Origin of the sequence: Herbaspirillum sp. 1130, from assembly GCF_017833835.1 — a bacterium.
Lineage (GTDB): Bacteria > Pseudomonadota > Gammaproteobacteria > Burkholderiales > Burkholderiaceae_D > Herbaspirillum > Herbaspirillum huttiense.
In genome coordinates this window covers 131,401-144,597 of sequence record NZ_JAFICQ010000002.1, presented here as the reverse complement: position 1 = coordinate 144,597, position 13,197 = coordinate 131,401, and the positions used below count along the sequence as shown (strand labels likewise).

Below are 13,197 nucleotides of genomic sequence, written 5' to 3'. Positions count from 1 at the left end.
CCGGGGAGCGCCTGAAGCGTTTCATGCACCCAGGTCAGCCAGCGGATGATCCGCCTGCGTCCACGGATCAGCGAAGAAACCTTCCACCCATTGCGGCGTGGCGGCGGCCAGCGAAGCCGGATTCCATTGCGGTTTCTGGTCCTTCTCGATGATCAGTGCGCGGATACCTTCGACGAAATCGGGGCGTGCCGCGCAATGCAGCGACACCACGAATTCCAGCCGGAACACCTGCGCCAGCGACAGCGGACGCACCCGCTTCTGCAAGGCGTAGCCCAACCAGGCCGAACCGGGCGAACCGGCGCGCAAGGTCGCTTGTGCCTTGACGAGCCAGGCATCCTCGGTCTCCAAGGTGAGGATGCCGTCCACGATCTCGGGCAGCGTGGGCCGGCGGCACAGGGAGTCGATCAGATCGAAATGCGTGCGCAGGTTGGAGGACGCGAAGACGGCCGCCCCTTCCTGCGAGGAGGAGGCCTGCGCGCTTGCCAGGACACGATCCAGCAATTCGGCATCATTGCCCTGCCCCCACGGCTGCATCAGCAGGGCATCGATCACCGAGGCCTTGGCGGCATGCGCCACGCGATAGTCGGCCAGCCCGGCGAAGAGCGCGTCGTTGGCATTGAGGTTGGCACCGGTCAGCGCCAGGAAGATGCCGGTCTTGCCCGGCATGCGCGCCAGGAACCAGCTGCCGCCCACGTCCGGATAAAGCCCGATGGTGATTTCCGGCATGGCCAGGCGCGATTTTTCGGTGACCACGCGGTGGCTGCAACCGGCCATCAGGCCGATGCCGCCGCCCATGACGATGCCATGCCCCCAGCACAGGATGGGCTTGGCGAAGCTGTGGACAAGATAATCCAGACGATATTCGTGCTCGAAGAATTCGGCCGCGTAGGTATTGGCGCGGATGTCCTCGCGCGCGGGCGAAGCGTGATGCTCGCGCATGGACCGATAGAGCTGCTGCAGGTCGCCCCCGGCACAGAAGGCTTTCTCGCCCTGCGCCTGCAGGATCACCATGGCCACGCCCGGATCGGCCTGCCACTGCTGCAGTTGCGGCGTGAGCAGCCGGACCATCTCCAGCGAGATGGCGTGCAGCGTCTTTTCGGAAGCGAGGGTGGCGATACCGATGCGACGGCCGTTGGCGGCCGTCAGTTCTTCGAATACCACGGGGGCGGCGGTTTGATTCATGGGTCTCCTGGGTCTCTGGCGAGCCCGCAGTGCCCACGGGCCGCAGTGTGTTTTATGTCAATGAATTCAATGAAGCAGGCCGGTAGGCCGGATTCTGTTACGGCGGGAAACCCGCTATGACAGCCATTCCTCTAGGCGACGGATCACTCCGCCGCTCAAGCTTTCTACCCGCACGCTCCGCGAGCCACATCAACGCGTGCCTATTTGAAATTGCTCCGGGTGGAGGTTACCGCGTTTCACCGTAACTGAATACGCTCGTCTCTGTGGCCCTGTTCCTCGCCTTATACCGGCTTGCGCCGGCTTTCAGCGGACGGCCGTTAACCGTCACCCTGCTCTGTGGAGTCCGGACCTTCCTCCCGCCACCTCCTTGCGAAGGCGGCCAGCGGCTGTCTGGCCTGCATCGGGCGCTATTGTAGCGCAGCATGGCCCGGCACCGGAGATCCGCCGTCGCAAAACGCTTGTGCGTGCGCGCAAAAACTCATGCCAATTCGGCATGTGACACCCGTGCGGCTCTTCGGTAGTCTGCTGCTGATCCGCTGCAGGCCCCGTGCCGCGCGGTTCTTGACAGACTTCCACGAAATTCCATGCATATCAGCGTACTGGGTGCCGGCGTGATCGGCGTGACCACTGCCTACCGTCTCCTGCAGGATGGCCATCAGGTCAGCCTCATCGATGCTCGCCAACAGCCCGGCGAGGGCACCAGCCAGGGCAATGGCGCCCAGCTCAGTTACTCCTATGTGGCGCCCTTGGCCGACCCCTCGGTCTGGACCAAGTGGGCTTACTACCTGTTCAGCAAGGATTCGCCGCTGACCATCCGGCCTACCGCCGATCTCGACCAGTACCGCTGGCTGCTGGAATTCCTGCGCTGCTGCAATGCGCAGCGGGTGCGCCAGACCACCATCGACCTGCTGCAACTGGCCTTCTACAGCCGCGATCAGCTCACGCAATGGAACGCCGGCCTGCAGCTGTCATTCGACCATCAACGTTCCGGCAAGCTGGTGATGTTCACCGACGCGCAGGGACTGGAAGCCGCCGCGCAGCAGGTGCAATTCCAGTCGCAATATGGCTGCCAACAGGAAGTCCTGGGCGCGGCCGAATGCATCCGCATCGAGCCGGCGCTGGGCCACTCGCAGCGCGACTGGGTCGGCGGCGTTTACACGCCGAGCGAAGAAGCCGGCGATTGCCCGCAGTTCTGCCGCGCGCTGGTGGCGTCCATGCAGGCCCATCCGAACTTCCGCTTCATCGGTGGCGCCCGCATCAGTGACGTGCGTCGTGAAGACCGCGCGCTGCGTGCGGTGCAGGCCGGCGGCCAATGGATTGCGGCGGATCGTTTCGTGCTGGCGCTGGGCGCCGAGAGCGTGGAGTTCGCGCGCTTGCTGGACTTGCGCCTGCCGCTCTATCCGCTCAAGGGTTACAGCGTCACGGTGCCGCTGGAGGACGAGGCCAGCCGCACGGCGGCACCGCAGGTCTCCATCACCGACATCGCCAGGAAGATCGTCTATGCGCGCCTGGGCCAGCGCCTGCGCGTGGCCGGGCGCATCGAACTGGTGGGCCAGGATCGCCGCATTCCGCCGGCGGCCATCGAAGAACTGAAGAACGGCCTGCGCGAACTCTTCCCCGGCTGCGCGCTGGGCGAGGATGCCACGCTGTCGCCGTGGATGGGCTTCCGTCCGGCGACGCCGAGCGGCGTGCCGATCGTGGGGGCGTCGCCGATCGAGAATCTTCATCTCAACATTGGCCAGGGTGCACTGGGTTGGACGCTGGCCTGCGGCAGCGCGGCGCTGGTCGCCGACCAGATCGCCGGCCGCCGCCGCGCCATCGACGACACGGCCTTCCAGTACCGCGGCTGAAGAAGTTTCATGCCAGGCTTCGGCATTCGGACTTAACATGGCCCCTGGCCTGCAATGGCGCAGGCCCATCCATGGGAGACGAACGATGCGGGAAAACCGGCTGCGCACCCTCTTCGCGCAACAGCAACTGGCCCTCTCGGGCTGGGTATCGATGGGCAACTCGCTGCTGGCCGAGGTGCTGGGCCACAGCGGCTACGATGCGGTGACGGTGGACTTGCAGCACGGTCCGTTCTCGATCGAATCGGCGCTGCCCATGCTGCAGGCCATCTCCAGCACGCCCGCCGTGCCGCTGGTACGCTGCTCCGAAAACAGCTTGGGAGAAATCAACAAGCTGCTCGATGCCGGTGCCTACGGCGTGATCTGCCCGCTGATCAACACGGCCGCCGACGCCGAGCGCTTCGTGCGCGCCTGCCATTATTCACCGCGCGGCGGACGCAGCTATGGCCCGGCACGCGGCTTCCTGTATGGCGGAGCGGACTACTTCGCCCACGCCAACGCCACCATCCTGACCCTGGCCATGATCGAAACCCGCGAAGGCTACGCCAACGCTGAAGCGATCCTGCAGACCCCGGATCTGGACGGCATCTTCATCGGGCCCAGCGACCTGGCCATCGAACTCGGCCTGGCACCGGACGCCTACGACAATGCGCGGCTCAACGAGGCCATCGATCATCTGCTGGCGCTGGCGCGCAAGCTGGGCAAATACGTGGGGATCTTCGCCGGCACCATGGAGATGGCGCAGCGCATGAAGGGCATCGGCATGGACCTGGTGGTGCCGGGGACTGACATTCAGCAGATCAAGGCGGAGGGGGCGCGGAGGATCGCTGCGTTGCGCTGACGTGCTACCCGGGAAAATCGTAAACAAAAAAAGCGGATCAGCCGCCTGCAGCTGATCCGCTTTCATGCACCGATGCGCGACGCGCGGTGTGACGTCAGCCCCTCACCACCCGCCCAAAGAACGGATAATTCGGATCGTTGTACCCATGCGTGGACGCATGCCCCGGCGTGACCAGGCTGTCGACCACTGCCTCTTCCTCGGCGCTGATCTTCATTTCCGCCGCATCGTAGTAATCCTCCATCTGCGCCAGCGTGCGCGGTCCGGCGATGACGCTGCTGATGGACGCGTTGGCCAGCACCCAGGCGGTGGCGAACTGGCCCAGCTTGATGCCGCGCGCTTCACAATGCTGCTGCAGGCGCTGCGCGATCAGCAGCGATTCCTCGCGGAATTCGGTCTCCATCATGCGCTTGTCGCCGCGGCCGGCTCGCGTGTCCTGCGGCGGCTTCTGGCCGGGCTGATACTTGCCGGTCAGCACGCCGCGTGCAATCGGGCTGTAAGGCACCACGCCCAAACCATAGTTGGCGCAGGCCGGCAGGATTTCCACTTCGGGCTGACGGTTCAACAGGTTGTAATACGGCTGGCACACCAGCGGCAGCGGGACATTGTTCTTCTCGCACAGGCGCACGATCTCGGCAATGCGCCAGCCACGGAAGTTGGACACGCCAAAGCCACGGATCTTGCCCGCACGGATCAGGTCGCCCAACGCCTGCACGGCCTCTTCCAGGTTCTCGTCCTGGTAGTCGCGGTGCATGTAGAGGATGTCGAGGTAATCGGTATCGAGCCGCTTGAGGATGCTTTCGGTCTCGCGCACGATCCAGCTGCGCGAATAGTGCGACTCATTCGGCTTGCCACTCATGGCATTGCCCAGCTTGCTGGCCAGCACCCACTCATGGCGCTGTCCGGCCAGCAGCTTGCCGACGATTTCCTCGGACTTGCCCTTGGTGTAGACGTCCGCCGTATCGATGAAATTGATGCCATGCTCGCGGGCCGATGCCACGATGCGGCCGGACTCTTCCAGGTCGGTCTGGTCCCCGAACATCATGGACCCCAGACACAGGGCCGATACCTTCAGGTTGCTCTTGCCGAGGCGACGATAATGCATGCTGTCTCCGAATCAAATGGGATGTGGATAACTTAACTGCCGCAAGCCGCTCATTCTAGCGAGCCTCCGGTACGCCTGCTCAAGCTCACAGCACCGGCGCTTCCTCTTCCTGCCAGCGCCGCTTGTCGCGCAGCGGCGGCGCGCCGAACAGGCGGCTGTACTCGCGGCTGAACTGCGATGAACTCTCGTAACCCACGCGATGCGCGGCAGTGGCCACGCTGGCGTCGGCGGTGAGGATCAGTTTGCGGGCTTCCTGCAGGCGCAAATTCTTCTGGTATTGCAGCGGACTCATGGCCGTCACCAGCTTGAAGTGGTGATGCAGCGAAGACACGCTCATATGCACATCGCGTGCGACATCCTCGATGCGCAAGGCCTGGTCAAAGCCTTCCTTGATGAGGCGGATGGCCTTGGCCACGCGGTTCATCTGGCTGTCCTGCAGCACGGTCTGGCGCAACAGCGCCCCCTGTCCGTTCATCAGCAGGCGATACAGGATCTCGCGCCGGATCATCGGCGCCATGATCGGCACGTCGCGCGGGGTCTCATGCAGGCGCAACAGGCGCAGCACCGCATCGAGCAGGTCAACGTCCAGCCGGTTCACATACAGGCCGCGCGCAGCCCCTTCGCCAAAATTGGCCGACGCCGGCAGGTTCTCGTCGCCGATCAGCTCGCCGATTTCCTGGGTATCGAGCTCCAGCCGCAACCCCAGATAGGGTTCATCGGGACTGGTCACCATGACCTTGCCGACCACCGGCAGATCCACCGAGGCGACCAGGTAATGCATGGGATCGTATTCGTAGATCTCATCGCCCACGAAGATGCGCTTGGAACCCTGCGCAATGACCGCAAAGACCGGCTTCTGCACCGCGTGCTTGGGGCCGCTCGGACAGGTGATGCGATAGATTTCCAGGTTGGGGATGGCCGTAGCCAGCATGCCTTCGACGCCGGCCGTAGTGCGCTCCAGCAGTTGCAGCAGCTCCTGCTGCATGGCCTGGAAACGCGGATCATCCTGCTGCCGGGCGGGCGCACTCTCCACTGCCTCCGGCAGCAGCAACGGGCCGGAATCCTGAACGGAATGCAGATCGAGGTCCATAAGCTCCTCTCATTGAAAGACAGACGCGACTCTAGCGCGGACTGGCAACTGCCTGATCCTCTGCAGTCCATCCATGGAGAATCGGGCAAGAAGTTTGCAGGATCAGGTATGCCCTTGCACGATTGAGCGCAATGATCATGGACCGAACACACCGAAAACCACGCACCAGCGCGATTTCACCTGAAATCCCAGCAAGCATGAAAAGAGAATCGGGCAAAAAACCAGCAGCTTAAGGCACGCGAAAACACCGGCCCGCCCTGCATAATCCTCGCCGAACCCCAAGCCAGATTTACATCGATCAGAACACGCTCTCGGCGATGTTGTACTGCTCCACCACCGTGCGCACCGTCGTGGATTCGGGCTTGTTGACGAAGTGGCACTCGCTCTCTTCCATGCCCATGGTGCAGGCCTTGTTCAACGGGCAGGTGGCGAACAGTTCGGCCACCCAGTCGACGAAGGCACGCACCTTGGGCGAGAGATGGCGGTTGTGCAGGTACACCACGGAAATCGGTAGCGGTGCCGGCTTCCATTGCGACAGCACTTCCACCAGACGGCCTTCATCGATGTGGCGGGTGACCATGTAGAGCGGCGCCTGCACCATGCCGAAGCCTTGCAGGGCGCACTCCACGTAGGCATCGGCATCGTTGACCGACAGACGGCCATTCATCTTCACCTCGCGGGTGATGCCATCGACCACGAAGTCCCAGTCGATGGTGCGGCCGGTACGGCCGGAGAAATAATGGACCGACTGGTGCTGTTGCAGGTCTTCGATGGTGTGCGGCACGCCATGGCGCTCCAGGTAGGACGGGGCGGCGCAGGTCACGGTCTGGAAGGTGCCGATGCGGCGCGCCACCATCGAGGAATCCTGCAAGTCGCCGATGCGGATGACGCAGTCCACGGCCTCCTGCACCAGGTCCACGGGACGATCGCCCATGCCCATGACCAGCTCGATGTCCGGGTACTTGCTGTAGAAGTCGCACAGGTTGGGCAGCAGCATGAGCCGGCCGATGGAGCCCGGCACATCGATACGCAGCCGCCCCTGCGGACCGCGGGTGACATTGCGGAAGGATTGTTCAGTCTCCTCGACGTCCGCCAGGATGCGCACGCAGCGCTCGTAATACGCCGCGCCGTCGGGCGTGAGGCTGATGCGACGCGTGGTGCGGTTCAGCAGACGCACCTTCAGCATGCTCTCCAGCCCCTGGATCAGGGTGGTCACGGTAGTGCGCGGCAGGTTCAGGTTGTCGGCAGCGCGTGTGAAGCTGTTGGCATCCACCACAGCAGTAAAGACTTGCATGGCCTGGAAACGGTCCATCGCTCTCTCCTTTGAGGCCGCCTCCAGGCAAAACGCCGGGACGGGAATCGGGGGCAAGACAGATCCCTGCAAGACCAGGCACCGCCCCCGGCGCGCCATCTTGCCATGACCGGATGGACCTGGATCGCAGTGACCAGCCCCATCCCAATTTAAACCAAATACAGACAAAATCCAGCCAACTTTGCGCATCTGATGACAACAGCATCGATGTTGCATGAGCCACCCACTTCACCGAGGAGGGAAGCTAGGGCTTTTTCTTCACTGAAAGGATCAGCAAGGTGAATGAATTAATTTCACTGATTGTTCAGACTTACCGAACAGTGTTGTTGGATTATAGGTGTTTATTCGAGACCCTGCTGTGGCGCACAATCCGCTCCATTCTTGGACAAGTGGCTTCGGCCCAGGCGCTCATCATGCAAGGTTCCTCTCCGCTGGACATCCGCAATTTCTTCGTTCCCGGCCCGCTGGGACGCATCCCGGTGCGCCTGTACCAGCCCGCTGCCGCCCTGCCCAAGGGTGAGAAACGCCCGCTGGTGCTGTATTTCCACGGCGGCGGTTTCACCAGTGGTTCGCTGGATGACGCCGACACCCCGGCCAGCTTCCTGGCCGAGCACAACCAGGCGGTGGTGCTGTCGGTCGGCTACGCGCTGGCGCCGGCCAAGCCCTTCCCGGCCGCGCCCGAAGATGCCTTCGCCGCTGCCACCTGGGCCTGCAAGAACGCCACCGAACTGCAGGTGGACCTGGACCGCATGGTGGTCGCTGGCGACGATGCCGGCGGGAGCCTGGCCGCCAGCCTGACGATGATGACCCGCGACCGCTGCGGCAGGCCGCTGGCGGCCCAGGTACTGATCAGCCCGATGCTGGACCCCAGCATGCGCCTGCTGGGCGATGCCACCCGCCTGCAATCCGATGTCACCGCCGAGACTTGCGCGGCCAGCTATCGCCAGTACCTGCCGCAGACCATGCAGCGCCTGCATCCCTATGCCGCGCCGCTGGAAGTGAGCCGCCTGGCGGGCCTGCCGCCGGCCTTCATTGCCACCGCCGAACGTGACGTGCTCTGCCCGGAGGCCGAGAAATACGCCTCCAGCCTGATCCGCGCCGGCGTGCCCACGCAGGTCTCGCGCTTCGTCGGCATCACGCACGGGGCCCTGCGTACGCACCTGCCGCTGCTGACCGAGATCGTCAATTTCCTGCGCTGCCGCTTCGCCACCCTGCGACGCGATGCTGCGCTCCCTGAATTTTTGCCGCATCCGCTTCACCCCTCCACTTCACTCTGAGGACAAGAAAATGAACACTCCCGCCCCACTGCGCAAACGTTTCGCTCTCACTGCCACAGTCCTGGCCGTCATCGCCCTCTCGGTCGGTGGCACCATCTCCATGGTCGGCCTCTCGGCCAATGCCTCCACGGCCCCGAACGCTGCCGCCGCCGGCGCGCCGGTCGATGTCGCCGAAGTGGTCCAGCGCCAGATCATCGACTGGCAATCCTATTCGGGCCGCATCGAAGCGGTCGATCGCGTCGAGGTCCGCCCGCTGGTGGGCGGCACCCTGACTGCCGTGCACTTCAAGGATGGCGCACTGGTGAAGAAGGGCGACGTGCTCTTCACCATCGACCCGCGCCCCTATGAGGCCGAAGTCGCCCGCGCCGAAGCGCAACTGGCCGGTGCCGAAGCCCGTGCCGGCTATACCGCCTCCGACCTGGCCCGTGGCCAGCGCCTGCTGGGCGACAACGCCATCGCCAAGCGCGATTTCGAAGAGAAGCAGAACGCCTCGCGCGAAGCCTCGGCCAATGTCGCCGCCGCCCGTGCCGCCCTGCGCGCGGCCCGCCTGAACCTGGAATACACCCGCATCACCGCACCGGTCTCGGGCCGCATCTCGCGCGCCGAAGTGACCGTGGGCAACGTGGTGAACCCGGGTGCCGCCAATGCGCCGCTGACCACGCTGGTATCAGTGGCCAAGGTCTATGCCTCCTTCGACGTGGATGAACAAAGCTTCCTGAAGTACGTGAACCCGGCGCGCGCCGCGGGTGCCACCGTGCCGGTGGAACTGGGCCTGGCCAATGAAGACGGCTACTCCCGCAAGGGCCGCGTCGGATCGGTCGACAACCGCCTCGATACCGCCTCCGGCACCATCCGCGTGCGCGCCATCTTCGACAACGCCGATGGCCAGCTGGTCCCGGGCCTGTATGCCCGCGTGCGCCTGGGTGGCGGCGCGCCGCACCAGGCCGTGCTGATCGACGAAAAGGCCCTCGGTACCGACCAGGACAAGCGCTTCGTCATGGTGGCCGACAAGGACAACAAGGCCAATTACCGCCAGGTGGTGGTGGGCGCCGGCCATGACGGTCTGGTGGTGATCGAAAAGGGCCTGCAGCCGGGCGAACGCATCGTGGTCAATGGTCTGCAGCGTATCCGTCCGGGTGACCCCATCACCCCGACCGTCGTGCCGATGCAGGCGCAGACCGCCACGGCAGCACCGGCACCTGCCGCCGGCAAGGCCTGATCCGAAGCAGCGCTCTCGCATTCAAGGAAGAACAAGTCGCAGGGGCTGCAAGGCCCGCTGCCAGGGCATTTGCATCCTGACGACTGACAAGGAACCTACATGAATATCTCAAAATTCTTCATCGACCGCCCGATCTTCGCGGGCGTGCTGTCGGTACTGCTGCTGCTGGGCGGCGTGCTGGCCATGCTGCAGCTACCCATCTCCGAATATCCGGAAGTGGTGCCGCCCTCGGTAGTGGTGCGCGCGCAGTATCCCGGCGCCAACCCGAAAGTGATCGCTGAAACGGTGGCTTCGCCGCTGGAAGAGCAGATCAACGGCGTGGAAAACATGCTCTACATGCAGTCGCAGGCCAACAGCGACGGCAACCTCACCATCACCGTCAACTTCCGCCTGGGCGTCGATCCCGACAAGGCCCAGCAGCTGGTGCAGAACCGCGTCTCGCAAGCCCTGCCGCGCCTGCCGGAAGACGTGCAGCGACTGGGCGTGACCACGCTCAAATCCTCGCCCACGCTGACCATGGTGGTGCACCTGACCTCGCCCGACAACCGCTACGACACCACCTACCTGCGCAACTATGCAGTCCTGAACGTCAAGGACCGCCTGGCGCGTATCCAGGGCGTGGGTGAAGTGGGCCTGTTCGGCTCGGGCAACTACGCCATGCGCGTCTGGCTCGATCCCAACAAGGTGGCCCAGCGCGGCCTGACGGCCACCGACGTGGTGCGCGCCATCCGCGAGCAGAACGTGCAGGTGGCGGCCGGTGTGATCGGTGCCTCGCCCAGCTCGCCCGAAACGCCGCTGCAATTGTCGGTGAACGCGCAGGGTCGTCTGAAGACCGAGGGCGAATTCCGCGACATCATCCTGAAGGCCTCGCCCGATGGCGCGACCACCCGCCTGGGTGACGTTGCACGTGTCGAACTGGCCGCCTCCGAATATGGCCTGCGCTCGCTGCTGGACAACAAGCCGGCCGTGGCCATCCCCATCTTCCAGGCCCCTGGCGCCAATGCGCTGGATGTCTCGACCCAGGTGCGGGCGGCGATGAAGGAATTGTCGGCCGACTTCCCCAGCTCGGTCAGCTACAGCATCGTCTATGACCCGACCCAGTTCGTGCGGGCCTCCATCGAAGCGGTGGTGCATACCCTGCTGGAAGCCATTGCATTGGTCGTGATCGTGGTGATCATCTTCCTGCAGACCTGGCGCGCTTCCATCATTCCGCTGTTGGCAGTGCCGGTCTCCATCATCGGTACCTTCTCGCTGATGCTGGGCTTTGGCTACACCATCAATGCGCTGTCGCTGTTCGGGATGGTGCTGGCCATCGGTATCGTGGTCGATGATGCCATCGTGGTGGTGGAAAACGTGGAACGCAACATCGGTGCCGGCCTCTCGCCGCGTGACGCCACCTATCGCGCCATGCAGGAGGTCTCTGGCCCCATCATCGCCATTGCCCTGACGCTGGTGGCGGTGTTCGTTCCGCTGGCCTTCATGACCGGCCTCACCGGCCAGTTCTACAAGCAGTTCGCGATGACCATTGCGATCTCCACCGTCATCTCGGCCTTCAACTCGCTCACGCTGTCCCCGGCTCTGGCCGCCCTGCTGCTCAAGGGCCACGGCGACAAGCCGGACTGGCTGACGCGCCAGATGGACCGCTTCCTCGGTGGCTTCTTCATCCGCTTCAACCGCTTCTTCAACCGCGCCTCCGACAACTACGGTCATGGCGTGACCGGCGTGATCAAGCGCAAGGGTGCCACCATGGGCGTGTATGTGGTGCTGCTGGCGGCGACGCTGGGTGTGTCCTACATCGTTCCCGGCGGCTTCGTGCCGGGCCAGGACAAGCAATACCTGGTGGCCTTCGCCCAGCTGCCCAATGGCGCTTCGATCGACCGCAGTGAAGAAGTGATGCGCAAGATGAGCGACATCATGCTGAAGGAACCGGGCGTGGCCAGTGCGATTGCCTTCCCTGGCCTGTCCATCAACGGTTTCACCAACAGCTCTTCGGCCGGTATCGTCTTCGTGGGCCTGAAGCCCTTCGAGGAACGCAAGAGCAAGGAACTGTCAGGCAATGCCATCGCCGCCTCGCTGAACAAGAAATTCGGCGGCATCAAGGAAGCCTTCACCGCCGTCTTCCCGCCGCCGCCGGTGATGGGCCTGGGTACGCTGGGTGGCTTCAAGATGCAGATCGAAGACCGCGATGCGCTGGGTTACGCCGAACTGGACAAGGCTGCGCAAGCCTTCATGAAGGCCGCCGCCAAGGAACCGGCGCTGGGTCCGATGTTCTCCAGCTACCAGATCAACGTGCCGCAGCTGGATGTGGAACTGGACCGCGTCAAGGCCAAGCAGTTGGGCATTCCGGTCACCGACGTGTTCAATACCATGCAGATCTACCTGGGTTCGCTGTACGTCAACGACTTCAACCGCTTTGGCCGCGTCTATCAGGTGCGGGCCCAAGCTGACGCGCCCTTCCGCGCCAAGGCCGAGGACATCGCGCAACTGAAGACCCGCAACGATGCCGGCGAGATGGTGCCGCTGTCCTCCGTGGTGAAGGTCAAGCAGACCTTTGGTCCGGAAATGGTGGTGCGCTACAACGGCTATACCGCCGCCGACATCAATGGCGGTCCGGCTCCGGGTTATTCCTCGGACCAGGCCCAGGCTGCGGCTGAACGCGTGGCGGCTGCCACCCTGCCGCGCGGCATCAAGTTCGAATGGACCGACCTGACCTACCAGAAGATCCTGGCCGGCAACGCAGGCGTCTGGGTGTTCCCGATCAGCGTGCTGCTGGTGTTCCTGGTGCTGGCGGCGCTCTATGAAAGCCTGACCCTGCCGCTGGCCGTGATCCTGATCGTGCCGATGAGCATCCTGGCGGCACTGACCGGTGTGTGGCTCACCCGCGGCGACAACAACATCTTCACCCAGATCGGCCTGATGGTGCTGGTGGGTCTGTCGGCGAAGAACGCCATCCTGATCGTGGAATTCGCCCGCGAACTGGAGATGCAGGGCCGCACTGCCGTGCAAGCCGCCATCGAAGCCAGCCGCCTGCGTCTGCGCCCGATCCTGATGACCTCGATCGCCTTCATCATGGGGGTGGTGCCGCTGGTGACCTCCTCCGGTGCCGGTTCGGAAATGCGTCATGCAATGGGCATTGCGGTGTTCTTCGGCATGCTGGGCGTAACCCTCTTCGGCCTGTTCCTCACCCCCGTGTTCTACGTCCTGCTGCGTACCATCGACCGCCGCGCCCTGCACTCGGCCTCGCATCACGAAGCCCCGATGACCGCCGGCACCCACATCGCCCACGCTGCACCGGGCGCACAGGATGATCGCTGATCTGCGGATCGG

At 64.0% G+C, this 13,197-nt stretch carries 9 protein-coding genes and 1 other RNA gene; 5 read left to right on the top strand and 5 right to left on the bottom strand.

From position 1 onward, the window contains the following. Positions 1-21: 21 nt before the first annotated feature. Positions 22-1,182: an enoyl-CoA hydratase/isomerase family protein gene (locus tag JOD78_RS09415; RefSeq protein ID WP_121042514.1), complete on the bottom strand. Its 1,161-nt coding sequence runs from the start codon at positions 1,180-1,182 to the stop codon at positions 22-24. A gap of 67 nt (positions 1,183-1,249) precedes the next feature. After that, positions 1,250-1,584, bottom strand: an RNA gene (rnpB, locus tag JOD78_RS09410) — RNase P RNA component class A. A gap of 182 nt (positions 1,585-1,766) precedes the next feature. Between rnpB and JOD78_RS09405 the strand changes: the two genes are divergently transcribed. Both JOD78_RS09405 and JOD78_RS09400 read left to right on the top strand, forming a co-directional pair. Then, a complete protein-coding gene (locus JOD78_RS09405) occupies positions 1,767-3,032 on the top strand; it encodes a D-amino acid dehydrogenase (RefSeq protein WP_209568230.1) in 1,266 nt (421 codons plus the stop codon). A gap of 85 nt (positions 3,033-3,117) precedes the next feature. After that, positions 3,118-3,870, top strand: a complete 753-nt coding sequence (locus JOD78_RS09400) for an aldolase/citrate lyase family protein (protein WP_209568231.1) — start codon at positions 3,118-3,120, stop codon at positions 3,868-3,870. A 94-nt stretch (positions 3,871-3,964) separates the two neighbouring features. On the opposite strand, the gene JOD78_RS09395 is transcribed toward JOD78_RS09400, so the two are convergent. From JOD78_RS09395 to JOD78_RS09385, 3 genes are all read right to left on the bottom strand, one after another. Beyond that, positions 3,965-4,972, bottom strand: a complete 1,008-nt coding sequence (locus JOD78_RS09395) for an aldo/keto reductase (protein ID WP_209568232.1) — start codon at positions 4,970-4,972, stop codon at positions 3,965-3,967. An 85-nt stretch (positions 4,973-5,057) separates the two neighbouring features. After that, on the bottom strand, positions 5,058-6,062 hold the full coding sequence (locus tag JOD78_RS09390) for an AraC family transcriptional regulator (protein WP_121042506.1): 1,005 nt from the start codon (positions 6,060-6,062) through the stop codon (positions 5,058-5,060). 298 nt (positions 6,063-6,360) lie between these two features. After that, positions 6,361-7,374 (bottom strand): LysR family transcriptional regulator, encoded by a 1,014-nt coding sequence (locus JOD78_RS09385; protein WP_121042504.1) that lies wholly within the window; start codon positions 7,372-7,374, stop codon positions 6,361-6,363. 413 nt (positions 7,375-7,787) lie between these two features. On the opposite strand from JOD78_RS09385, the gene JOD78_RS09380 reads away from it, so the two are divergent. The 3 genes from JOD78_RS09380 (at position 7,788) to JOD78_RS09370 (ending at position 13,185) form a co-directional block, all read left to right on the top strand. Continuing rightward, on the top strand, positions 7,788-8,651 hold the full coding sequence (locus JOD78_RS09380) for an alpha/beta hydrolase (protein WP_245202085.1): 864 nt from the start codon (positions 7,788-7,790) through the stop codon (positions 8,649-8,651). 10 nt (positions 8,652-8,661) lie between these two features. Further along, entirely contained in the window at positions 8,662-9,870 is a 1,209-nt protein-coding gene (locus tag JOD78_RS09375) for an efflux RND transporter periplasmic adaptor subunit (protein WP_121042501.1), read from the top strand. A gap of 99 nt (positions 9,871-9,969) precedes the next feature. Beyond that, the gene (locus JOD78_RS09370; RefSeq protein ID WP_088755841.1) at positions 9,970-13,185 is read left to right on the top strand and encodes a multidrug efflux RND transporter permease subunit; all 3,216 of its coding nucleotides are present in this window, start codon (positions 9,970-9,972) and stop codon (positions 13,183-13,185) included. The last annotated feature ends 12 nt before the right edge of the window (positions 13,186-13,197 follow it).

Coding starts and splice junctions, on each gene's coding strand:
- JOD78_RS09415 (WP_121042514.1), bottom strand. CDS start 1,182: ATGAATCAAACCGCCGCCCCCGTGGTATTCGAAGAACTGACGGCCGCC.
- JOD78_RS09405 (WP_209568230.1), top strand. CDS start 1,767: ATGCATATCAGCGTACTGGGTGCCGGCGTGATCGGCGTGACCACTGCC.
- JOD78_RS09400 (WP_209568231.1), top strand. CDS start 3,118: ATGCGGGAAAACCGGCTGCGCACCCTCTTCGCGCAACAGCAACTGGCC.
- JOD78_RS09395 (WP_209568232.1), bottom strand. CDS start 4,972: ATGCATTATCGTCGCCTCGGCAAGAGCAACCTGAAGGTATCGGCCCTG.
- JOD78_RS09390 (WP_121042506.1), bottom strand. CDS start 6,062: ATGGACCTCGATCTGCATTCCGTTCAGGATTCCGGCCCGTTGCTGCTG.
- JOD78_RS09385 (WP_121042504.1), bottom strand. CDS start 7,374: ATGGACCGTTTCCAGGCCATGCAAGTCTTTACTGCTGTGGTGGATGCC.
- JOD78_RS09380 (WP_245202085.1), top strand. CDS start 7,788: ATGCAAGGTTCCTCTCCGCTGGACATCCGCAATTTCTTCGTTCCCGGC.
- JOD78_RS09375 (WP_121042501.1), top strand. CDS start 8,662: ATGAACACTCCCGCCCCACTGCGCAAACGTTTCGCTCTCACTGCCACA.
- JOD78_RS09370 (WP_088755841.1), top strand. CDS start 9,970: ATGAATATCTCAAAATTCTTCATCGACCGCCCGATCTTCGCGGGCGTG.